This is a genomic window from Shewanella sp. LC6 (genome assembly GCF_006385735.2).
Lineage (GTDB): Bacteria > Pseudomonadota > Gammaproteobacteria > Enterobacterales > Shewanellaceae > Shewanella > Shewanella xiamenensis.
The window spans coordinates 3192321-3215559 of record NZ_CP043902.1; the positions used below are offsets into that span (position 1 = coordinate 3192321).

The following is a 23239-nucleotide window of genomic DNA, read 5'->3' on the forward strand; positions in this document are numbered from 1 at the left end:
AGTTTACAAGCACTTTAGCGGATGTTAATTCAGCCCGTTAATTATCAGTGGATATCAGATGTCGTCCTTCACTTGTTCTTTTTGGCGTTTATCGCCTGTACCCGCCTTGATAGGTTTAAGTTTGTTCTCTACCCCTGCCATGGCATTTGATGCCAGCGGTGGCACAGCAAGCTTATTTATCATTGTCGGTCTGGGTGGATTTACCCTGATCAATAGCTTAATGCAAGGGCTGTTCTTTTTTGCGGGTCAGTATCGTAATCCCATCTTTGCCAAACGCCACGTACTAACCGCACTGATAGTACCATTGCTCGCTTTTACCTTTACCCTTTATGAACACCGCACTTGGAGCGACTTTGCACTCAATCTTGGGATGATCATTGTAGGCGTTGGGCTGATTTTATTGCCGCTGCAGTTACGCCAACTTCATCAGCCCAGCAATCAACATGCGGGCTGGCTACTGAGTCTTGGCGCCTTATTGATTCTCGGCATCAGTTATCTACTGCCGCCCTGCGCTCTATTTGCCATCATCTTGGCCCATATTGCTTTAGCCTCTCATGCCAAAACTCCCACTAAATCCTTGGGTGCTAAGCCATTGAGTTATCTTGTATTAGCCGCCTCATATGCACTCTTTGGTTATTGGCTCTATCATCTATTGAGCAAACTAGGGGCTTAACGATGACAACCGCCCCACACCCAAGTATCGAGCCCGCTTACTCAACCGAACTCAATTTACTGCTCAAGCAAATTCGCGCCTGCCAACTGTGTCAGGCCGAGCTTCCACTGCCAGCAAAACCTATCTTGCAAGCCAGTAGCCAAGCACGGATCTTAATTGCGGGCCAAGCCCCCGGTGTAAAAACTCACCACAAGGGCATTCCCTTCGATGATGCCAGTGGCGAGCGTCTGCGCACTTGGCTTAATGTCAGCAGAGAACAATTCTATGATCCCGCCCTGTTCGCCATAGTACCGATGGGGTTTTGTTTTCCGGGAACCATTGAGCGAAACGGTAAAAAGCAAGGTGATAAGCCGCCGCGCCCAGAGTGCGCCACGACCTGGCATGAAAAGTTATTAGCCTTGATGCCACAGGTAGAGTTAGTGCTCGTCCTTGGCCAATATGCAATTGATTACCATCTGCCACGTGCTAAGGCTCGTCTTAGTACAGCATGCAGGGAGTTAACCTCACCGGACTTAACGTTATCGACGCCATTGCCGCCCCCAAAAGTCACAGTAACCCAAGCGATTGAGCAATGGTCCTTGTATTGGCCGCAATTGATGGTCATGCCCCACCCTAGCCCTCGAAACAACCTTTGGCTAAAACAGCATCCCGAATTTGAACGCGAACGACTTCCCACGCTTCAAGAGAGGGTTGCTAGCCTACTGGCAAGCTCTCCAGAACCGAAATAAAAAACCATCATCAACAGGATAGCCTTGTGAGGGCAATATAAATCCAATTAAAAAGCCCCATTTAGGGGCTTAGAATAAGATCTTGAACGACCGACTTAATATCTACAACACAGCACTTTATGCATTGCGTTTAAAATAAGCTTATTGGCAACTCACACCAACTGCCGAAAATGCCGCTGTCACATCCGCCACAGGATAGCCTGAGCCTTTAGCACTCGCGGCCTGCTGAACCCCACAGGCTGCTTGATTAAACGTCGATGTCGGAGTCCAATACAACTGGTTTGCTAGCACAAACACATCGAACGCCTTACGCGTATTCCAACCACTTTTAGTCGCCAGTGTGTAAAAGGCTTTATTAAAAACACCAGAGGAATAATGCACATCCATAGAACTGGTATAATACCAATTATATTAATTATGTGATCTAATTGGTCATCAGTTTTTAATCATACAAAATATGAATAATCCCCACATCGCAGCCTTAGTAAAATCGGAGAAAAGTGCACGCAAACGTATGCGCTATCTTGCCTTACTCCATTTCACTGAAGGTCATTCTCGTACCGCCATCGCAAGCATGCTTAAGGTCAGTAGAACCAGTGTCAATCGCTGGGTCACCGCCTATTTAACCCATGGGCTGACTGGCCTTGACGATGCGCCCAATCCGGGCCGTCCTGCGACACTGTCCATCGCACAACAAGCTAAGCTTAAAGCGTTCGTACAGCACAGAAGTCTATCTGAACAAGGTGGCAGGTTGATGGCCAAGGATGTCGGCCTATTTATTCAGTCTGAATTTGGTGTGACGTTCAAGCAAGCAAATATCTACCGCTTGCTGCATCAACTTGGCTTCTCATGGATTACCACTCGCTCTCGCCACCCGAAACAATCTGAGGCTATACAAGAGGCTTTTAAAAAACTTCCGGATGGCAACGATCCTTAACACACCTGGGCACGTTGCACTCGATCGCATTGACGTTTGGTTTCAAGATGAAGCCCGCTTTGGCCAACAGAATACCACCACCCGTATTTGGGCTGAGAAAGGGACCCGTCCACGGGCCGTCAAGCAGCAACAATTTGAATCAGCGTATCTATATGGCGCCGTGTGTCCGGCAACGGGGGCGACACAAGCGATTATTGCCCCGCATGCCAATAGCGAATATATGAACGAGCATTTAAAACTGATTTCAGCCGCCACCGCATTTGGGCGCCATGCGCTGGTCATCATGGACGGCGCAGGCTGGCATCAACAGGATTTGGCCGATGACTTTGATAATCTGACGCTTCTCAAGTTGCCACCTTATTCACCGGAGTTGAATCCAATAGAGCAGGTATGGCAATGGCTGCGTCAAAATGTGTTGGCCAATCGTTGTTTTAGTGGTTATGACGATATTGTCGAACAGTGCTCTATCGCATGGAATACCTTCATTGAGAAGAAAGCAAGAGTGATAGAATTGTGTACTAGACCATGGACAATTTTGACCAGTTAGTTAATGGAATTGGTATAATTGGCTGCATTGTCAATTGAACGTCCATCCTTTGTTGGGGTATCCATATAACGCAGCGCCCCAGCGCCTTTGACTATATCGTAGCCGACTTTCCAATCGTTACTACCACGCATGTAGTACTCGGCCGCTTCACCAGCTATATCCGAAAATGCCTCATTGATACCCCCGGACTGGCCGCTGTAATTTAACCCAGAGTTTTGCTCGGTAAAGCCGTGGCTGACCTCATGGGCGGAAACATCTAAGCTCACAAGTGGATAGAAATAGCTTGCGCCATCCCCAAAGGACATAGCCGTACCATCCCAGAAGGCATTTTCATAATTGCGGCCATAATGCACCCGCATCTCCAGCTGGAATGTTAACGGTGCAGTGTTGTACCAATCCTTGTACATATTAAAAATAACGCCGCCGAAATAGTGCGCATCATTTAAAGGAGAATAAGCACCATTTACCGCCAAATAAGTGTTCTCTGGACAAGTAAAAGTGAACACCGAACCACGGCGAGTCGAGTTCGCCATGTTGACAGTTTTCACATTGGTGTTGGTCATGGTGCATGTACCATTAGACTCGCTCACCTTGAGATAACCATAATCACTGCCGTAGTAATAACCACCGATTTTGGCATTTCCTCCAGGTCCAGTGGCATCTAAGGCTGTGCTACCGCCACCGGAACCACCACCGCCAGGTTTACCTGCGGTACTTTTTGCGGTCATGATTTCATTCCAATGCTCGAGCACCATCCCTGTTTGAGCGTCTACAAAGCCCGTTGGTCGAGACAATGCATCGGTTTGGTCGCTTAAATAGGAAACCCGATACGCTAACCTTGGAGTATCACCCGTCATCAGGATAATAAGCTGTACGTCCTTTTTCCCCGTTGCCGCCGAACCCGGATATAGTCTATTCAAGGCCGCAATCGCCTGCCCTTGAGAAATCCCAGCTTCCACGGAAAAATCATCCGCAATTTGTGCCACATCTCCTTCAGCACTCAGTTGAGTATCATCCGTGCTAACAACCAAATGGTGGCCATACACCAGCACCCCATCGAAATACTGCAACGCTTTGGTTTTACTTTGGCTTTTGTTAAGCGTTATCGTTTTAACTTCTTTAAAACTGTGTTTTTGGCTCAATCCTACAGCAGCGGATAAGGATTGCCCGTGATTAAATTTAATTTCAACAGCTTGTGCCTGAATACTCGCCGCTATACACATCGCCAGTGCTGACGGTAAGAGATAAACTTTCATCGTGATATCCTTTGCCTTAGCCCATTAAGGGACAAACGACACTAAAGGGAATAAATACGGCCATCATTTTACCCACCCAATTTGTTAAAATTACGTTAAAACCGATTGAGTTCAATAATCAGTATAGAAGATAAAAAAACACCTGCCCTTTTCTGTCGTTTGCCATTACCCTAACTGCGTTGCTGTTTGCGTCAGTGGTTTATAAATAGATTGAAAAATAAGGTGAGTTATGTACGTTTTGGATCAACACATCGCCAAAAAAATTGTGAGTCGCACAATGAAAATCATTGGACACAATATCAATGTGATGAATGGTCAAGGCGTGATCTTAGGCTCAGGAGACCCTAAACGTATCGGTGCAACCCATGAGGGCGCTTTACTCGCGATTGCGCAAAATCGCAATGTGGAATTGAGCGAAGAAGTCGCCTCCGGTCTTCATGGCGTAAAACCAGGCATCAACTTACCTTTGCATTACCAAGGGCAAATTATTGGTGTGATTGGCATTACTGGCGACCCGGCAGAACTAACCCACTACGGCGAGCTACTAAAAATGACCGCCGAGATGATTGTCGAGCAAGCCAATCAACAGGATAAATTGCAATGGGAAAACCGCCAGCGTGAAGAATTTATTCTGCAACTTATCAAGGCACAAACCGATGACGATGAGCAATTGCATCGCTGGGCCAAGCAGCTCGATATTGATATCACGCTACCACGAGTGGCCGCCATTATTGAAGTCAGTGAAAAACAACCCTCCGCCATCCACAAAATGATATCGCAGGTAAACACATCAACAAATAACGAGCTAAGCGGTAGTGATGAGCGCAATCCCAGAGTCAGCGAAACCCTCAAGCAAGTATTGCATCTACTGCAAAATCCCGACCGCGGCAACCTAATTGCCATGACCTCCATGTCACAGCTGGTGATCCTAAAACCCGCTTTTCTAGATGGAAAACAATGGGATCCCGAGCTTGAAAACCAACGTATTGATAAGTTATTGCAACGATTACCTGCGCAGATGGACTTAAATTTTAAAATTGCCTTGGGTCACTTTTTTCCCGTAAAAGGTGGGATTGCACGCTCCTATCAAACCGCGCAAGAAACGTTGAGCTTAGGTAAACAGCTCAACCCTGAAGGCACAAAATACCTATTTGAGGATTATTCCTTACAAGTGCTGCTCTCAGGACTCAAGCATGACTGGCGCGGCCAAGCGCTAGCAAGTCCCTATCAGCAACTAACGCAGGCCGATAAAAATGGCCAATTACGTAAAACTTTAGCCGCCTACATCACCCACTTTGGTGATGCGCAGCAATGCGCCAATGCCCTGTTTATCCACCGAAATACCTTAAGATATCGTCTAGATAAAATTCAGCAATTAACCAAAACTGATATTCAATCCTTACACGGCTTATTAAGTCTGTATCTGGGACAACTGCTTGATACTTAAGCAAGCCCAAAGTAGCAGCCTCTGTTTAACCAGACGCTCCTTTAGCCGACGAATTCAACGACTGAGTATTTAACTCTCGTGGCTTAAGCAATCAATGGATATCGCAATCATGTCTCAAGCTAACCTCATTTACTGCACTATTACTCCACTATTGAGTAAGCAATACATTCGGTGAAAGATTTATACCGTATCTCCTGTCCTATATTTCTGGATAACTCTCTCGCGTCGACATTTCGAACGCTCGTTACAGTCCATTGAAGGAATAACAATGACCCTATTCAAACTGACTTTACTTGCCAAAGCCTGCATCATCACAGGCTTAGCACTAACTTCACCCACATTAATCGCCGCTGAAAAAACCATTCCCGAACTGGTTGATGCCGTCAATGGCACGCCGGATGCGGCGAGTCGCGAAGCCGGCAAAAAAGTGAAACTGCGTAATCACACAAAGGGATTTTGCACTTCGGGCTATTTTGCGCCCAACCCAGAGTTACAAGATTCATTATCAATTCCGTTCTTTAATCAAAGCCAAATTAAGGTTACTGCTCGTTTTTCCCTTGGTGGCACCAATCGGCTTTGTTTCCTAAATCAGTTGAACTAAAACCATAGCTGGTGATCTGATCGACATAGCCCATCAACTCGCCCATCAATCGTGTCAAAACCTCAATATAAAACAATCAACTGGAAGCAATACAATCAAGCCCTGATCAATCGTGGCTCACTTACCTTCTGGATTGATGAGGACGCTATCGCCCAGTGGAAAGCTAAGGCCGAGCAACCAAGGAAAGGTCGACCACGCGTATTTAGCGACTTAGCCATTACCACCGCGCTGATGGTTAAACGTGTTTTCTCGATGCCACTACGAGCGTTACAAGGCTTTATCAACTCGGTGTTTAAACTGGCTGATATTCCGCTTTCGTGCCCACATTACACTTGCATCAGCAAACGCGCTAAAACCGTCAAGATTGCTTTTAAAACCAAGACGCGTGGCACCATTGAGCACTTGGCTATCGACTCGACAGGCTTGAAGGTTTATGGCGAAGGTGAGTGGAAAGTGAAGAAACATGGCACAGATGGCAAGCGCCGCGTGTGGCGTAAGCTGCATATCGCTGTCGATACCCATAGCCATGAAATTATTGCAGCGGAACTGAGTTTATCCGGTGTCACTGACGCTGAAGTTATGCCGAATTTGCTCAAGCAAACCCATCGCAAAATCCGCAATATCTCAGGTGATGGTGCTTACGACACAAGAGCCTGTCACGATGCCGTTCGTAGAAAACGGGCTTTAGTACTCATTCCACCGAGGGAAGGTGCCGCGCTCTGGGAACAAGGTCATCCGCGTAACTTAGCGGTCAGTTGGCAACAGCTTCATGGTTCAAATAAACAGTGGAAAAAACGGTATGGTTATCATCGGCGGTCAATCTCAGAAACAGCAATGTACAGAGTGAAGCAACTACTTGGTGGCAGATTGAGCCTGCGAAATTATAACGGTCAGGTAGGAGAAACTTACGCGATGATAAAGGCGTTGAACAAACTCACTGGGCTAGGCATGCCTGAAACTTACCGTGTAGTTTAATATTCAAACGATTATGAGGAGCTTTGCTCGCTGAATCGATTTAGGAAACAAAGCCGCACCAATCCTCAAATATCCGACAAAACGCCTGGGCGCTTTATGTCACTCAAAATTGATGGCGATAAAGAAAACCTGAACTTTGTCACCACCAATGTGCCAGTGTTCTTTGCTAGTAATCTGGATGATTTTTTTACCTTTCAGACCAAAGTGAAACAAGGCGCCGAAGGTAAACAATGGCTTATCGATAATAAGCCCGATGCCAAAGCTTTTTTCGAGTATGTAAAACAACTGCCACCCAGCCCCAGTTTTGCCAATAGCCGCTACTTTGGCGTAAACAGCTTTTTGTTTACCGACAAGCAAAATAACAGCGTTGCGGGTAAATGGATTTTTGAACCCGTCGCCGGCACAGCAGCCCTTTCTGCCAGCGAACTGGCTAATCTGGGTGATGATTTTTTAAAGGCGGAATTACTCCAGCGCATTAATACCCAGCCAGCACAATGGAACCTCTATATTCAACTGGCTGAATCGGGTGATGACATTAATAATCCAACGGTGATTTGGCCTGAGACTCGTAAGCGATTACTGGTCGGCCAAGTGGTGATTAACGGGGACCGCGATAGCGATCCCCAAGTGCAACAGTGTGATAAAGGCATTTTTAACCCACTGTTATTACCTAAGGGCATTGCCCCCTCAGCCGATCCGATACTTAATGCTAGAACGGCGGCTTATGTTGAGTCTTTTATTCGTCGTCAATAACTCAAGATATTAAACGCTACACTTTTAAGGTTGGTAAACCGCAGGTTTACCAACCCCTCGCAACAATATTTCTGCTATTACATTCGAAGTCACACGCATTATTTTGTGCACACGCACAAAATAATGGCCTGTTTATACCGTAATTCCGTCAGTTTAACCAAAGCTATTCAATTCGCAGTATTCAATAATAGGCTGACCTTAAAGCAGCCTTTATTTGAACTTAGGATCAGATAACAGCCGCGCCCTACAAAAACAGCCAGAACCACTTAAGAACTTCAGCCAAGACTGAACGGGACAATCTATGAACTTAGTGCTCATCCTCATCGGCGTGATTGCATTTATTGTTATCGCGACCTCAAAATTTAAGCTCCATCCGTTTTTAACCTTAATTCTGGCCGCCTTTATTGGCGCCTTCGCCTATGGTTTACCGAGTGGCGATATTGCTAAAACCATCACCACTGGCTTTGGCAATATCCTCGGCTATATCGGTCTGGTGATCGTGCTCGGGACCATTATCGGTATCATCCTCGAAAAGAGCGGCGCCGCCATCACCATGGCAGACGTGGTGATTAAAGTCTTGGGTAAACGCTTCCCAACACTCACGATGTCGATTATCGGCTACTTAGTGTCGATTCCGGTGTTTTGTGACTCGGGTTTCGTGATCTTAAACTCGCTGAAACAATCCATGGCCAACCGCATGAAGGTCTCTAGCGTGTCGATGAGTGTGGCGTTAGCGACAGGTCTTTATGCGACTCACACCTTTGTACCGCCCACACCTGGCCCTATCGCCGCGGCGGGTAACTTAGGGCTAGAGTCCAACTTGGGCCTAGTGATTGGTGTTGGTTTATTTGTTGCTGCCGTTGCCTCACTTGCGGGCATGCTATGGGCGAACCGCTTTGCAGGGGTTGAACCTGATGGCGAAGGCGCGGAAGAACTCAAAGCTCAAGCCGCTGATTTTGAATCCTTAAAACAAAGCTACGGCACACTCCCTAGCCCATTAAAGGCATTTGCACCGATTTTTGTGCCTATCCTATTAATTTGTTTAGGTTCTATCGCTAACTTCCCTTCTGCACCACTGGGCAAAGAAGGCCTATTCAGCCTATTAGTCTTCCTCGGCCAACCCGTTAACGCCCTGCTGATTGGTCTATTCCTGTCACTGCTGTTACTGAAAAGCGATAACAAGATTGCCGAGTTTAGCGAGCGCATCAGCCAAGGTTTAGTCGCCGCAGCACCGATTATTTTGATCACAGGTGCCGGTGGTGCCTTCGGTGCCGTGTTAAAAGCCACACCTATTGGTGACTTTTTAGGCAGCTCATTATCAGCACTCGGCGTTGGGATTTTCATGCCCTTTATCGTCGCCGCAGCATTAAAATCTGCTCAAGGTTCATCCACCGTTGCCTTAGTGGCAACCTCAGCCTTAGTCGCCCCAATGCTGGGCGATATCGGTCTTGGCAGCGAAATGGGCCGCGTGTTAACCGTAATGGCAATTGGTGCCGGCGCCATGACAGTCTCCCACGCCAACGACAGTTTCTTCTGGGTGGTGACTCAATTTAGCCGCATGAGCGTTAAACAAGCCTATAAAGCCCAAACCATGGCGACCCTTATCCAAGGTGTAACCTCCATGCTGGCCGTGTATGTACTAAGCTTAGTGCTGCTCTAAGCCGCTGTTATCTTGTCCTTGGGCGCAACCAAGCGCCCAAAAAGCTGTAGGATTTTGAATGAAGATAGTTATTGCCCCCGATTCCTTTAAAGAGAGCTTAAGCGCACTCGATGTGGCTAACGCAATCGAACAAGGCTTAACACAAGTGATCCCAGACTGTGAGATTGTCAAAATCCCCGTCGCCGATGGCGGCGAAGGCACAGTGCAATCTATGGTCGATGCCACTGGCGGCAGCATTGTCAATTTAGAGGTCATGGGGCCACTCGGCCATAAAGTCAAAGCCCATTACGGCATTTTAGGCCAGCAAGCCAAAGGCACGATTGCGGTGATTGAAATGGCCTCCGCCTCGGGTTTGCACCATGTACCAAGGGATCAGCGTAACCCGCTGATCACCACCAGTTATGGTACGGGCGAGCTGATTTGTGATGCGCTCAATCGCGGGATAAAACACATTATTTTAGGCTTAGGCGGCAGTGCAACCAACGATGGCGGCGCAGGTATGGCCCAAGCGCTGGATATTTTACTGCTGGATAAACAAGGTAAAACCCTAAGTGCGGGCGGCGCAGCGCTATCTCAGCTTGCCAATATCGATATGAGCAACGCCCATCCGCTACTGAAAGAATGTACCTTTGAAGTGGCCTGCGATGTCGATAATCCGCTGTGCGGTGAGCGTGGCGCTTCGGCCATCTTTGGCCCGCAAAAAGGCGCAACACCCGAGATGGTGAACATTTTAGACGCCGCACTGAGTCACTATGCCGATGTGATAGCCCAAAGTGGTGTAACCGATCACCGCAATCAAGCTGGCGCGGGCGCGGCAGGCGGAATGGGGCTTGGCGTGATGGCGTTTTTAGGCGCCGAGCTTAAACCCGGTGTCGAGATTGTGATGCAAACGGTGGGACTGGCAGACAAAATTCGCGGCGCAGATCTTGTCATCACGGGTGAAGGCCGAATCGATGGCCAGACCATATTTGGCAAGACCCCGATGGGTGTATTAAAGCAAGCGCAGCTGCAAAATATTCCGACCATTGGGATTGCGGGTTGCCTTGGCGACAATGCTAATGCGGTACTTGAGCAAGGTATGGCGGCGATTTTCCCCATCATTCCACATTTAAGTCCGCTGGACGATGTGCTGGCTAACGCCAAAACCAATCTAATCAATACCGCCCGTAATATTGGCGCCGTCTTGATGCTGGGCAAGTGTTAACTTTACCTTAGCGTACAGACAATGTTTAGATAACCAACAACACACACCCAAGGCGCTATTTATAGCGCCTTTGTTTATTCTATAACCCAAGCACAGACTTAGGCGGTGTTTTATTGCTTGATGCCTAAAAGGCCTTGCAGTAAAGTGAGCTCCCTTTTTGGTAATCCGTAAACGGGTTTAAGCGCCATGTATTTGGTTATACTCTTAATCACCTTTGCGGTTTCACTATAAGAATTAATAGACGGCAAGCCCCATGACCCAAAAACTCCCTCGCCAAGCCATCGCATCTGAAGAAAGCCTGATGCGGATTTTCACTGTGCCCGAAGATGCGGAATCCACCTTAAGCATTATTGAGCAGAAGCTTTCCGAGGACTTAGCCGGTTTTTTGGGTGACAGCATTGCCGCACTGGAAAAGCCGCTTTCCGAAATCGAAACCGATTTTCAAGCCTTTGAAATTCCAAGCCAGCCGCGTTTTGTCTCCGACTACACCGACGAAATCATGCAGAATCTGGTGGCGCATTCGGTGCATACGGCGGCGCCCAGTTTTATCGGCCATATGACCTCGGCACTGCCCTATTTCGTGTTGCCACTGTCGAAGATGATGGTGGGGCTGAATCAAAACTTAGTCAAAATCGAAACATCCAAAGCCTTTACGCCGCTTGAGCGCCAAGTGCTCGGCATGATGCACCATTTGATTTACGCTCAAAATGATGATTTTTATCGTAATTGGATGCACAGCGCCAACCATTCCCTCGGCGCATTTTGCTCCGGTGGCACTGTGGCTAACATCACTGCCCTGTGGATTGCCCGCAACCAATTACTCAAGGCCGATGGCGACTTTAAAGGCGTGACCCGCGAAGGCTTAATCAAGGCGCTGCGCCACTATGGCCTCGATGATTTAGCGATTCTGGTCTCCGAGCGCGGCCACTACTCTTTAGGTAAGGCCGTCGATCTGCTCGGTATCGGTCGCGACAATATCATCAGCATCCCAACCGATGGCAATAATAAAGTCGATGTAGCCAAAATGCGCGAAGTTGCAGCCGAACTAGCAAACAAACGCATCAAAGTCATGGCGATCGTGGGTGTGGCTGGCACCACCGAGACGGGCAATATCGACCCACTGCGCGAACTTGCCGCCTTAGCAAGTGAGCTAAACTGCCACTTCCATGTGGATGCGGCTTGGGGCGGCGCAAGCTTATTATCCAATAAATACCGTCACTTACTCGATGGTATTGAACTCGCAGATTCAGTCACCATCGATGCCCATAAGCAAATGTATGTCCCCATGGGCGCGGGTATGGTGTTATTTAAAAATCCTGAGTTTGCCCATGCCATTGCCCACCATGCCGAATATATTCTGCGCCGAGGCTCTAAGGATTTAGGCAGCCAAACGCTAGAAGGCTCACGCCCAGGCATGGCGATGTTAGTGCATGCCTGTTTACAGATTATCGGCCGCGATGGTTACGAAATCCTGATTAATAACAGCCTTGAAAAAGCGCGTTATTTTGCCGAACAAATCGACGCACACCCTGACTTTGAGCTGGTCACCGCGCCAGAGCTGTGCCTGCTCACCTATCGTTATGTGCCAGCGAATGTGCAGGCAGCGATGCAAGTGGCGATAGACCAAGGCGATAAGACCAAACTCGCTCGCTTTAATGAGCTGCTCGATGGCCTGACCCAATTTATTCAAAAACACCAACGCGAACAGGGTAAATCCTTTGTCTCCCGCACCCGCATTCAACCCGCGCGCTACTTTAGACAACCCACAGTGGTGTTTCGCGTCGTATTAGCTAATCCCTTGACTAGCCATGAGATCCTTAATCAAGTGCTTATCGAGCAAGGTGAAATTGCCGCATTGGATAACGAGTTCTTACCTGCGCTATTAGCTATGGTCAATGAATAGCGAGTGATTTAGTGTAAGCGTTAAATCTATTTAAAAACAGAATGTTAATCACAAACAGCCGCAAATATTTGTGGCTGTTTTTGTTTGCAGAGCTGGGATGAAAGAAGGTTAGGTTGAAAATATAAGGCTTTATCCAAGCACTTCTGATCTCGTTGCGGATACGCCGAATTCCATTGCTTCCGTGACACGCCGTGAAGCCATCCATGGCGGCTCTGCGATGATATCCATATCATCGAAGGTCACGTCCACAATCGAATTCGGCTTAGCAAATCTCGGTGTAATCTGCGGCAACGTTTGAAAATATAGGAATTTAACTGTGGTACGCATGTTCAACCCTTAACCAATTAAACGGCGAACAGACATGACGCGATTAGCGACATAGACAACACCGACAGCAATCACCACTAAAGACAGGTATTTTAAGCATGGTTTTCCCCTTGGGATACGCTGCCTCACGGTGGATTAACGTGCCAACGCTTCACAGCGTTGGCTAAGTGCGCTTATAGGTATATGGGGATGGGCAGGAGAAAAGCGTATCCGTTAACGGGTACGCTTTATAAACTATACTTCCTCTAAAATTAATTAATCCCGTAAAGGTCTAACTTTGGCAAAATTACATGGCTTTCAGTAGCTACCGAGTTGATTTTTGATATTAAAACCTGAGTTTTCTCTCTGTCATCTATTTGCCTAAACTCGCTAACCAAGAGCATATAATCCCTATCGGAAGTATAAGGTCTAATTATTTCTAAGCGGCGTTCAATGCCTTTGACAGCCTTTAAATTCACCAATGAAGCAATTAATAAATCTGTGTATACAACTGAGATGAAAAAATAAACCACCATCATGATGACAATATATTGACCATATTTACGTTTTTTAATGTTGCACTTTGAATGAAAGAATTAATATTTTCATTTATAGAGCTAACATTAGAATTTACTGTTAAGGGTTCTTTTTCTTTAATGATATCTGTACTGGCTGTCGATAGTTTTGTAAGTTTTCTTTCTGCGAGTTCAAGTTTTCTCCAATTATTTCTGAGAATATAAAAGACAATAAATGGTGAGGATATAATAAATAACAAAATGAAAAGTGAAGGAATAAAGTAAAGGGAATCCGCGCCAGAACCTACTTGCGCATATAGTCTATCAATATACCCTGAATGTATTGAAGTAGCTAGACGAACAAAAATACCACCTAACCAGTAAAGCAAGTCTTTTACTGCAACTTCCCACAATCCTGAACCCAAAGCTCCAACTAATAACATGAGCGAAAAGGAAATGAAACCCTTGAAAAATTTATTAATCACCACAGTTACGATTCCAGAAATAGAATGTTAGTAGATTGATTGTATTGTAACGTGGTTCACGAAATCAATGGGATTAAAACTGAATATGTGGTTTTAATATTCCCCTTCACCACTTGATTCGTGTTCATATCCTTCATTACATAATCCAGTGGCACCTGAAATTTAACGAGACAAATTTAACGAGACACCCATTGTTAAATTGCTAAAAGTGGTTGTAAGCATTACTCAGTTTGCTTTGCATGACTTGCAAATAACACAAACGCGAAAGGAGTTCACCTCCCCCCCCTCGGAGTTGCCGCAGGGCGAATAGACAAATTGCGTGAGTCTTGCCATGGTCGTTCGCGTGCATCCTTGCACTTCACAACATTCAGGCATCCTGCCTATCAGATGCCGAGCTAGCTTTCGCAGGTGCAGGGGCGAATGAAAATCGGTGATTTTCGCGCTTATGAGCGAGAGGTAGGGACTGCCGAACTGGGCGCTTTACATGGATGTAAAGCCCATCCTTCGGAAGCGATAGCAAATTTGACAATGAGCACAAGGGGTTTTCAACTCCGTTGGGACGGCAAGGACTCTTGTTAAAAAGAGGCAAGAGGGAATTGCTGTTGATCCCCTCTTGGTCGGGTGTGGGGTGAAGCCCCACGACTTTGACTTTGCTTTTAAATAATTTAACGAAGACAGATTCAACAACAGTTAAACAAGACTCTCATTGTTAAAATGTCCTAATTGTAAGTAACAGACCAGCTGCCATACCAACGGCTTAGCGGAATTCGGGTGCATGATGAAGCCCCGCCACCTCTCTGTTGGTTTTTACACCACGACAGAGTAATCTAACCAAATCAACAATGGGGTGTTCTATGGACAGAAAATCATTATTGCTAGTTACACTTACCCTGCCTTTTTCGGCCAATGCCGCCGTATACCAATGTGCCGATGGAAAATATCAGGCCGATCCCTGTGATGAAAATAGCCAACCCGTGGATCTTAGCGGCGTCGGTAGCGTGGTTAAAGGCCCTGACATTGCCCATGCAAACGCTGTTACTCACTCGGATAAAAAACAAGAAATTAGCGATTTTATTGATAAACAACGCATTAGCCGTGAAATCACTAAACTAGAAAACGACCGTAAACTCATTATCGACCAAAGGGATAAACGTATTGTTGAACTGAGAAACGATAGAAGTTACGCCAATAACAATCTTGCCGGAGCGACTTGGGAGCAAAGCTTAGCGCAAGAAATGTCGGCAGTGGCGCAGCAAGCAGATACACAGGTTGCGTCTATCGATAGGCAGATAGAACAATTACGACTCAAGTTAAAGTAGAACAAACACAGCCACTCACGCTTCCCATGACAAATAGATAAGAACCAATACAAGGAATGACGATGTATTTTATTGCGGCTTTTGGCCTATTAATGCTGTTATTCAGCCTTGTGATGGTCATCAGGCCTGCGGCGTTCGCTAACGGTATCATTGCATTTAGCGAGCAGCCCTACTTCCATATTGTTGAAGTCGTCAGCCGAATTATTGCGGGTATGATTTTTATCCAATATTACGCCGATACCCGATTTCCACAGATCTTTTTGGCGATAGGCATTGTCTTACTCTGTGTGGGAATCGGCTTGGCATGCACGCCGCCAAGTCAGCATCGCAAATTTGCCCGATGGTCAGCCCAAGCGTTTAAAAATCAATTCCGCTTAATCGGTGTTGTTTCCGTCCCGCTGTCTTTGCTGCTGATTTATGCTGCTGGCATCGCCTAAAACTCAGTGACAATCCACCCAACTTTCACGACTTTAGCAACCAAGTGTAAAAGCGCAAGATTCGGGTCGAGTAGTATGCCTTAACCCTTCACTATGTCTCTATCGGCGCATATTGGCCGAGGCAATCAATGGAGACATATCTATGGCAGTGTTACAGGGAAAGGTCGCAATCATTACTGGGGCAAGTTCGGGGATTGGCTATGCCACCGCAAAACGCTTTGCCCGTGAAGGCGCAAAACTGGTGCTGGGCGCGCGCCGCGGCGCCATATTGGCCTCATTGGTGGATGAGATAATCACCCAAGGCGGTGAAGCGGTTTATCTGGCGGGCGATGTAACCGACGAAGTGTATGCCAGTGATTTAGTGGCACTTGCCGTTGAGCAGTATGGTGGATTGGATATCGCCTTTAACAATGCTGGCATTAATGGCGAATTAGGTGTGGATTCGGATGCACTTAGCCGAGCCGAATGGGAAAACACCCTAACAACCAACCTTACCAGTGCATTTTTAGCGGCAAAATATCAATTACCACAAATGCTTAAACGTGGCGCAGGGTCGATTATTTTTACATCTTCCTTTGTTGGCTATACCATAGGTTTTCCGCAAACGGCGGCCTATGCGGCAAGTAAAGCGGGGATGATTGGCTTAACCCAAGCCTTGGCCGTTGAGTACGGCGCGCGCGGGATTAGGGTCAATGCGCTCTTGCCAGGCGGCACAGATACGCCAATGGGACGGGAGTTTGCCAATACCCCAGAGGCCATGGCCTTTGTGAAGAACCTCCATGCCCTCAAGCGCCTCGCAGATCCCGCGGAAATCGCCCAATCGGCGCTATATCTAGCCTCCGATGCGGCCAGTTTTACCACAGGGATCGCCTTATTGGTCGATGGTGGTGTGTCCATCTGTAAAACCTAGGGAATGGATAACGATGACCCAAGATTACGAGCGAATTGCACGTGCCATTGACTTTATTCGTCAGCATGTGGGTCATCAACCCTCACTGGCAGAGATTGCGGCGCACGTCCATTTAAGTGAATTCCATTTCCAGCGGCTCTTTAGTCGCTGGGCGGGGATCACTCCCAAACGTTACTTGCAGGCCTTAACCCTAGAACGGGCAAAACAGTTATTGCGGCAGCCGTCCCACTCGACCTTGAGTGCCAGTTATGAGTTAGGCCTGAGCAGTGGCTCGCGTTTATACGATCATTTTGTGCAACTCGAGGCGGTCACCCCCTTTGAATATCGCCAGCAGGGTTTAGGGATCAGCATTGCCTATGGCTATCATCCTACGCCCTTCGGGTTGGCCTTTATCGCCCAAACGGCCCGGGGCATTTGCCAGTTTGATTTTGTCGATATGCTGCAAATTCAATTGCCATTAGAACGTTTAAAGCAGAGCTGGAGTCAGGCCACCATTTATGAAGACACAGCGCAAACAGCAAGCTTAATTGATCACCTCTTTAGCCAGTACTTTGCTGACACGAGTGCCAAAAAGCTTAGTTCAATAGCATCCAGCACTCAGGCTATTCACCAAGGTGAGCCTTCCCCGCTCTCACTCTGGGTAAAAGGCACCAATTTTCAGCTTAATGTGTGGCGCGCCCTACTGAATTTACCTAAGGGAGAAGTCGCCTCCTACGGTGATATTGCCAAGGCCATTGGTAAGCCTAAGGCCTCACGCGCGGTCGGTACGGCGATTGGCGCTAATCCGGTGGCATTACTTATCCCCTGCCATCGAGTGCTACGTCAAAGTGGTGAACTTGGCGGCTATCGCTGGGGTGAAACCCGTAAACATGCCATATTGGCAAGGGAAGCGGCCTATTGTGAGTAAAACCATTAAACAGAGGTTTGACAGGCTTTCATGCTCTTAACTGAATTCTTAGCTATTAAATAATAAGGGAGGCAAACATGCCGACGCATTCCCCATCCCAACAGGGACCTAACCCGAATGACAAATCCCCCTTAAAAGGATTTCCTCAGGTGGGTTTTCTGAAGAACTTCATTAGCCGCGACAACATTATCGTCGGCGATTACACCTATTATGACGACCCGGCAGGGCCTGAGCGCTTCGAGTCTAACGTGCTTTATCACTTTGACTTTATTGGCGATAAACTGATTATTGGTAAATTTTGTGCCATTGCAAGGGACGTTAAGTTCATCATGAATGGCGCCAATCATTCAGTGTCTGGCTTTTCCACTTATCCCTTTTATATCTTCGGTAATGGCTGGGAGAAGGCAACACCTAAGCCAGAAGACTTTCCTTTTAAGGGCGATACCTGTGTCGGTCACGATGTTTGGATTGGTTATAACACCACAATCATGCCTGGGGTGAAGATTGGCCATGGCGCGATTATCGCGAGCCAATCTGTCGTCACAAAAGATGTACCGCCCTATGCTGTTGTGGGTGGTAATCCTGCCACCATTATTAAGCTAAGATTCGAGCAAACTGTGATAGATAAGCTCGTTGCTATTGCGTGGTGGGATTGGCCGATTGAGAAAATCACTCAGCACTTAAGTGCTATCGCTGGCGCAGAACTCACTAAGTTGCAGCTGGCAGATTAAGCAAGCGACACCCACAAAACGAGTTCCAAGTGAAAAGGTGAAACCTTTGTCAATATCAAAGGAATGACTGTTGGCAGTATAGCTAGTGCTTAACTCCCGTAAACCCAATGATAAACAAGTAATCATTAATCATCCTGATTAGGATATTGGGCTAAAAAATGGACGCAAAATGATGCGTCCATTTGCAGTAAGATTAGACGGTTAATTACGTTTAATTGGGGTCAAACCTTTATTACGACTCTCAATAGCATCGTCTAAGTCAAAGCCTGAATCGCGCCAATTTTTAGCTTCTTCTGGGGCAAATTTCTGTGCTCCCCACGCCATCGCATCCTTTAGATTAAATCCAGCCTTGTTCCAGTCAGACGCTTGCGCTGCATCAAATCCACTAAGATGCCACTTTTGAGCAACTTCAGAACTAAAACCTGCCGACTTCCAAGCAGATATTTCATCGGCGGACATTCCAGACCAATCTTTCGGCATAGAACTACAAGCAAACAACACCAAACACATCAATAAGCTAGAACTAATTTTCAACATAGCGCCTCCGCAGCGTTTTTCATTAATACGACTTACGATTACTGTTTAACCATCTTCATTAGCGATTGCCAATGATTGTAGTAACAACGATTCCCCCCTAAATATCGCTATCGATATCCCAACAGACACGACCTAATTCACTGCTATTTAAGAGGATCGATTGGTTGCTCACCGACACATCACTGCAAATGCAGCGTCGAGGAGCTCAACAACTGTCTCGACACCTTACGTATCATTTCCTCTAGCAACTACTTCATAGTGCAAATCAGTGAAAATACAACAGAAATTAGCATAATGATGCTCCAACAAAACAGCAATAGCTAGCAATGAGGTTAAAGAAAAATTTTTATCTACTATACAGTTAACAGTATTAATCTGGTTACAGAATCCAATCCTCTTTAAAGAAAGTAAACCATCAATAGCACACACAGTTCAGCTAACAACCATTTAACTTTTTTGACAATAAAAACTTAATATTCCCATTAAATATGGGATTAATGGTACTTCTCACATAGCGCCGAAAAATCACTACTTGGTTCGAGCAAAAAGTCCTTACCAACAATTGATGTCATTTCTGCTTCAGTAGTGAGTGGGTTATTAATTTTAAAAACTCGTCTATGATTAATATTACTTTTTAACAAAAATTCGCAATGCCGCCGATAAAATAATTCATCAAACTTTCCATTAGCAATTATTCGTTTAAGTCCCTCTTGTATTCTTGTGGCTAAACGCGGCTGATTTGGTGCAACATAATAATAAGTTGCAAGTGGTATATGCAGTAAAATATTATCATCAACAACGAGATCGGGATACTGTCGCTTAAACTGTTCAACCTCTTGAAAAGCCTCATTAATACCACGTCCTGAAGAATCCCCTGATGATTTACAAATAAATCATCAAATTAGGGTGGAAGCGCATCTTGTTGCATGATCAAATGGTTTCGCCAAAAACTACACTTGGACAACAAGATGCGCGAAGCCAATATCCTACTACATTCTTTACACCAATACTGCCCAGAACTTCACCTAAAACGATTAAACAGCTTGATGCTGGCCTCTAAGGCGCTGATTGAATGTAAGACACTGACCTTGACTGAGTTAGGTCGAAATTTACCAACCACGGCCCGAACCAAGCACAACATCAAGCGCATTGATCGTTTGCTCGGCAACACGCATCTGCATCAAGAACGGTTAGCTGTCTACCAATGGCATGCCAGCCTCATCTGTTCTGGTAACCCTATGCCGATTGTGCTCGTCGATTGGTCAGACATCCGAGAGCATAAACGCATCATGGCTCTGCGCGCCTCAATAGCCTTCAACGGCCGCTCTATTACCCTGTATGAGAAGTCCTATCCCCTATCAGAACAATGCTCTAAGGCCTCCCACAACGGTTTTTTAGCGGACTTAGCCAAGATTTTACCTTTGCATGTTACCCCTCTCATCGTGACTGACGCGGGGTTCAAAGTGCCTTGGTACAAAGAGGTTGAGGCGCATGGTTGGTTTTGGCTAAGCCGTATTCGCGGTACAGTTCAATTTGCAGATATTGGCGCTGAAAATTGGCGTGCAGTTCGCAGTACACATGACTTGGCCAACGGTCAAGCGAAGAGCCTGGGTTGTAAGACCTTGACCAAAACTAACCCTATCAATTGCCATCTCACGCTTTATCGTAGCAAACCTAAGGGGCGTACAAATCAGCGTTCAACGAGGACTAATTGCCACCATCCATCGGCAAAAACGTACTCAACATCGGCGAAAGAGCCTTGGGTGTTAGCCAGCAATTTACCACCAGAATCTCGGAGCCCAAAGCAGCTGGTAAACCTGTACGCCAAACGTATGCAAATAGAGGAAACCTTTCGTGACCTCAAAAGCCCGGCATACGGCTTTGGCTTACGCCAAAGTCGTACCAACAGTCCAGAGCGATTCGACATCATCCTACTGATAGCGTTGATGGTTCAATGCCTGTTGTGGCTAGTTGGTTTACACGCACAGCAACAGGGCTGGGATAAGCATTTTCAGGCCAATACCATTGGGCATCGAACGGTACTCTCAACGATTCGCTTGGGATTGGAGGTACTCAGGCGGCCTGATTATCAAATCACGGAGAAAGAATTGCTGGCGGCCTGGGTATTATTCGCCAATCAGTTGCTCAAATATGGCTATGCTATGGCTGATTTATGAGGGGATCCTTCAGTACCACGTCCGAAAGTAATAAATCTCCCCATAGATAACATATTAAACAAATTATCATATTGAATACTTTCAATAACGTTAAATCCAGCATTTTGCATGGCCGCTTTACTTGACCATTGGCTACCAGAACCGGTATCTAACGCCATTAACTGCGCCAATGTATTTATATTGGCCATAATGGGTAAATTTTGTTTCTTGATAATAAATACTCTAAAACCCTGAATACCTTTCCGGATTGGTATTTTTATTGGAATTAACTGTTCATCCCACTGAGAATTGGATGCTTCAGCAATAACGTTGACTGTTTTACCTTCTAATAATCCTCTAAAAATACGGTTACGACTCATGACAACATCAGAAATCTGTATTGTTCCAACACCAAAATCATTGTTTGTTGCTTCAATAATTAATGTCAACAGATCATAAGTATATTGGTATCTATGGTCATTATTTGATTCTGGAGGATTAATAATAAAAGTATCAACAGCATATGAGTTTGGTATATATGTCCATATTCCAATAGAAAACAGCAAAGTGAACAGACTAAAACGCTGAAATGTCATCATAAATGCTCATTACGCTATATCAAAGCTATCCTTCCCGCTAAATTTTAGCAGAAAGGATAGATCTCGTAGGTATGTACAGCACAACATTTATGCGTTTTGTGAGTCAAACCAAGCAAACATGCCCTTATAAGCCGTGCAGGGTAAAATATCCAAATACCACATTGTACATATATGCTAAACGCTGGATCTGCTGAGATGGCTTTTACGCCATTAAACATAAATTAAAAATCTATAATAACCTTACCAATCAAAGCGTTGAGTTAGTCAACATTGACTAAAACCATTGGGTTAGAACCATAGTTCCTTTGAATGGTTAACGATATAAACAATGCTTTCCTCACTCAATGAGGTATTCCATCGCTTTCTATCAACACCACCATCACCGCAAATGTTAAGACTGGCTTTCCATCAGACAAATATAATCCTCTAATTCCTGTCCCGGCGTCGGTTCAAAATGGCGGTTAAGCCTTAACAATCCTGTGATTCGATCGACCCGAAAGTTGCGAAAATCTTGGCGTAATTCGCACCAGGTCAGCAAGGTCCAAGTGCCGCGCCAAAAATAGATGGCGAGCGGCCGCACTTCGCGCTCTGTCAGGGTTTTATTCACATCTTGATAGAATAGTTTGACGTATTCACGGCGCTGGGCCGCATTACGCAGCGGATCGAGAAACTGAAACTCGTTGGAATCTAGATAAAAATCCGGCGAGAACATCAAGGATTGATAGGCTTGCAAACGCTTAGGTAGCACGGCTTCCACTTTTATCATCGCCTGACGCGCCGCACTGCCAAGCTCTTTGCCGCCCCATGTTTGCACCATGCGCATGCCGACTTGAATCGCCTCTAATTCGGCCTCGTTAAACATCAGTGGCGGCACATTCACTTCGTGGCGCAATAGATAACCCACGCCCGCCTCCCCTTCAATGGGAATGCCGCTCAAACACAAATCCTGCACATCGCGGTAAACCGTGCGAGTCGAGACTTCTAAACGATCCGCCAGCTCTTGGGCGGTCGTCAGTCGTCGATGTTTAAGAATTTGCACTATTTGAAATAGGCGGTCGGCACGGCGCATGGACAGTAATCACACCTCAAATTGGCTTCGCTGCGAAAGTTTAGGGATCTTAACCGCTAAAGCTTAGCCGCCCAAGCGATAGTGCATCTGCCTGCTTTATCGTTTAAAACTATACAATCCCAATATAAATCTCGACTTTATCAGCACTTAGATAGACTTCAAAGTCCGTTTGGTAGCAGCGCTGGTGCGAGCAATCAGGCTCGGTAAAGTAGCGCCAAATCTGTCCCCAAAGTCCCACCACACAGTGGGGCATTTCCCCTTGCGCACTGAACTTAAGGTAGTTTCCTTCTCGCAGCTGCAACGCAGTAAATGGGCCGGTCTCGCTGACAGACTCAACGCTTTTACCCACTAAAACCGAATAGTCTCCCGTCATATCGGATTCATAGTCGTAGTAAACCCCATACATGGGAGAATCGAGCATAGATGTCAGCTGTGAAGATTCAAAAAAAGCCTGCCATAGCGCTGCAATCTTGCCGCCCTCAGCCGCCATTTCGGCGTTATTATTGGTGCGCGTACTCAGCCCAAGCATAGGTTGAGCCGCCATAAAAACCTGTTCCATTATCCTTTCACCTTCATCACTGAAA

Annotated in this window: 22 protein-coding genes and 3 pseudogenes; 16 read left to right on the forward strand and 9 right to left on the reverse strand. The window is 46.3% G+C overall.

Annotated elements, in window-relative coordinates; translation table 11 throughout:
• The first annotated feature begins 58 nt into the window (after positions 1-58).
• Positions 59-673: a hypothetical protein gene (locus tag FJD32_RS14395; RefSeq protein WP_088585770.1), complete on the forward strand. Its 615-nt coding sequence runs from the start codon at positions 59-61 to the stop codon at positions 671-673.
• Between the two features lie 2 nt (positions 674-675).
• Positions 676-1401, forward strand: a complete 726-nt coding sequence (locus FJD32_RS14400) for a uracil-DNA glycosylase family protein (protein WP_088585771.1) — start codon at positions 676-678, stop codon at positions 1399-1401.
• Between the two features lie 141 nt (positions 1402-1542).
• Here FJD32_RS14400 and FJD32_RS14405 read toward each other — a convergent pair.
• A pseudogene (locus FJD32_RS14405) lies at positions 1543-1800 on the reverse strand (M4 family metallopeptidase); the annotation flags it as partial.
• A gap of 58 nt (positions 1801-1858) precedes the next feature.
• Between FJD32_RS14405 and FJD32_RS14410 the strand changes: the two are divergent.
• A protein-coding gene (locus FJD32_RS14410; protein WP_088585529.1) for an IS630-like element ISSpu8 family transposase occupies positions 1859-2885 on the forward strand; the annotation gives its coding sequence in 2 pieces (ribosomal slippage) (positions 1859-2308 and positions 2310-2885; 1026 coding nt in all).
• On the opposite strand, the gene FJD32_RS14415 is transcribed toward FJD32_RS14410, so the two are convergent.
• Positions 2882-4141, reverse strand: a complete 1260-nt coding sequence (locus FJD32_RS14415; protein WP_275892362.1) for a M4 family metallopeptidase — start codon at positions 4139-4141, stop codon at positions 2882-2884. The genes FJD32_RS14410 and FJD32_RS14415 overlap by 4 nt on opposite strands.
• 229 nt (positions 4142-4370) lie before the next feature.
• On the opposite strand from FJD32_RS14415, the gene FJD32_RS14420 reads away from it, so the two are divergent.
• The 7 genes and pseudogenes from FJD32_RS14420 (at position 4371) to panP (ending at position 12684) form a co-directional block, all read left to right on the forward strand.
• Positions 4371-5588 carry a sugar diacid recognition domain-containing protein gene (locus tag FJD32_RS14420; RefSeq protein WP_037427908.1) on the forward strand — a complete coding sequence of 406 codons (1218 nt, stop codon included), beginning with the start codon at positions 4371-4373 and terminating at the stop codon, positions 5586-5588.
• 268 nt (positions 5589-5856) lie between these two features.
• Positions 5857-6159, forward strand: a pseudogene (locus FJD32_RS14425) (catalase); the annotation flags it as partial.
• Positions 6160-6240: 81 nt separating this feature from the next.
• Complete coding sequence (locus tag FJD32_RS14430) at positions 6241-7164, forward strand: IS5-like element ISSpu11 family transposase (RefSeq protein ID WP_069455281.1); 924 nt, start codon at positions 6241-6243, stop codon at positions 7162-7164.
• A 57-nt stretch (positions 7165-7221) separates the two neighbouring features.
• Positions 7222-7917: pseudogene (locus FJD32_RS14435) on the forward strand (catalase); the annotation flags it as partial.
• 301 nt (positions 7918-8218) lie between these two features.
• Positions 8219-9577 (forward strand): GntP family permease, encoded by a 1359-nt coding sequence (locus FJD32_RS14440; RefSeq protein ID WP_037427906.1) that lies wholly within the window; start codon positions 8219-8221, stop codon positions 9575-9577.
• Positions 9578-9635: 58 nt separating this feature from the next.
• Positions 9636-10781: a glycerate kinase gene (locus FJD32_RS14445; RefSeq protein WP_088585773.1), complete on the forward strand. Its 1146-nt coding sequence runs from the start codon at positions 9636-9638 to the stop codon at positions 10779-10781.
• Positions 10782-11034: 253 nt separating this feature from the next.
• Positions 11035-12684, forward strand: a complete 1650-nt coding sequence (gene panP / locus FJD32_RS14450) for a pyridoxal-dependent aspartate 1-decarboxylase PanP (RefSeq protein WP_088585774.1) — start codon at positions 11035-11037, stop codon at positions 12682-12684.
• A gap of 129 nt (positions 12685-12813) precedes the next feature.
• On the opposite strand, the gene FJD32_RS14455 is transcribed toward panP, so the two are convergent.
• From FJD32_RS14455 to FJD32_RS14465, 3 genes are all read right to left on the reverse strand, one after another.
• Positions 12814-13011, reverse strand: a complete 198-nt coding sequence (locus FJD32_RS14455) for a hypothetical protein (RefSeq protein ID WP_088585775.1) — start codon at positions 13009-13011, stop codon at positions 12814-12816.
• A gap of 251 nt (positions 13012-13262) precedes the next feature.
• Positions 13263-13529 (reverse strand): hypothetical protein, encoded by a 267-nt coding sequence (locus FJD32_RS14460; RefSeq protein WP_088585776.1) that lies wholly within the window; start codon positions 13527-13529, stop codon positions 13263-13265.
• Positions 13526-13993 (reverse strand): hypothetical protein, encoded by a 468-nt coding sequence (locus tag FJD32_RS14465; RefSeq protein WP_088585777.1) that lies wholly within the window; start codon positions 13991-13993, stop codon positions 13526-13528. The genes FJD32_RS14460 and FJD32_RS14465 overlap by 4 nt, the downstream gene beginning before the upstream one ends.
• 851 nt (positions 13994-14844) lie before the next feature.
• On the opposite strand from FJD32_RS14465, the gene FJD32_RS14470 reads away from it, so the two are divergent.
• From FJD32_RS14470 to FJD32_RS14490, 5 genes are all read left to right on the forward strand, one after another.
• Positions 14845-15309: a hypothetical protein gene (locus FJD32_RS14470; protein ID WP_088585778.1), complete on the forward strand. Its 465-nt coding sequence runs from the start codon at positions 14845-14847 to the stop codon at positions 15307-15309.
• A gap of 62 nt (positions 15310-15371) precedes the next feature.
• Positions 15372-15746, forward strand: coding sequence for a hypothetical protein (locus FJD32_RS14475; protein ID WP_088585779.1), 375 nt, complete (start codon positions 15372-15374; stop codon positions 15744-15746).
• A 142-nt stretch (positions 15747-15888) separates the two neighbouring features.
• Positions 15889-16656, forward strand: a complete 768-nt coding sequence (locus FJD32_RS14480) for an SDR family oxidoreductase (protein ID WP_037427895.1) — start codon at positions 15889-15891, stop codon at positions 16654-16656.
• A 13-nt stretch (positions 16657-16669) separates the two neighbouring features.
• Positions 16670-17563 carry a methylated-DNA--[protein]-cysteine S-methyltransferase gene (locus tag FJD32_RS14485; RefSeq protein ID WP_088585780.1) on the forward strand — a complete coding sequence of 298 codons (894 nt, stop codon included), beginning with the start codon at positions 16670-16672 and terminating at the stop codon, positions 17561-17563.
• Between the two features lie 77 nt (positions 17564-17640).
• Positions 17641-18294, forward strand: a complete 654-nt coding sequence (locus FJD32_RS14490) for a Vat family streptogramin A O-acetyltransferase (protein WP_069454660.1) — start codon at positions 17641-17643, stop codon at positions 18292-18294.
• Positions 18295-18495: 201 nt separating this feature from the next.
• Here FJD32_RS14490 and FJD32_RS14495 read toward each other — a convergent pair whose 3' ends face one another.
• The gene (locus tag FJD32_RS14495; protein WP_037417103.1) at positions 18496-18831 is read right to left on the reverse strand and encodes a hypothetical protein; all 336 of its coding nucleotides are present in this window, start codon (positions 18829-18831) and stop codon (positions 18496-18498) included.
• Positions 18832-19799: 968 nt separating this feature from the next.
• On the opposite strand from FJD32_RS14495, the gene FJD32_RS14500 reads away from it, so the two are divergent.
• Entirely contained in the window at positions 19800-21008 is a 1209-nt protein-coding gene (locus FJD32_RS14500) for an IS4-like element IS10A family transposase (protein ID WP_088585542.1), read from the forward strand.
• Here the strand turns inward: FJD32_RS14500 and FJD32_RS14505 are convergent.
• From FJD32_RS14505 to FJD32_RS14515, 3 genes are all read right to left on the reverse strand, one after another.
• Positions 20987-21586, reverse strand: coding sequence for a hypothetical protein (locus FJD32_RS14505; protein ID WP_226871887.1), 600 nt, complete (start codon positions 21584-21586; stop codon positions 20987-20989). The two genes, FJD32_RS14500 and FJD32_RS14505, sit on opposite strands and share 22 nt — an antisense overlap.
• Positions 21587-21977: 391 nt before the next feature.
• Positions 21978-22655, reverse strand: a complete 678-nt coding sequence (locus FJD32_RS14510) for a YafY family protein (protein ID WP_069454659.1) — start codon at positions 22653-22655, stop codon at positions 21978-21980.
• A gap of 109 nt (positions 22656-22764) precedes the next feature.
• Positions 22765-23214 carry a GyrI-like domain-containing protein gene (locus FJD32_RS14515; protein WP_069454658.1) on the reverse strand — a complete coding sequence of 150 codons (450 nt, stop codon included), beginning with the start codon at positions 23212-23214 and terminating at the stop codon, positions 22765-22767.
• Positions 23215-23239: the final 25 nt, after the last annotated feature.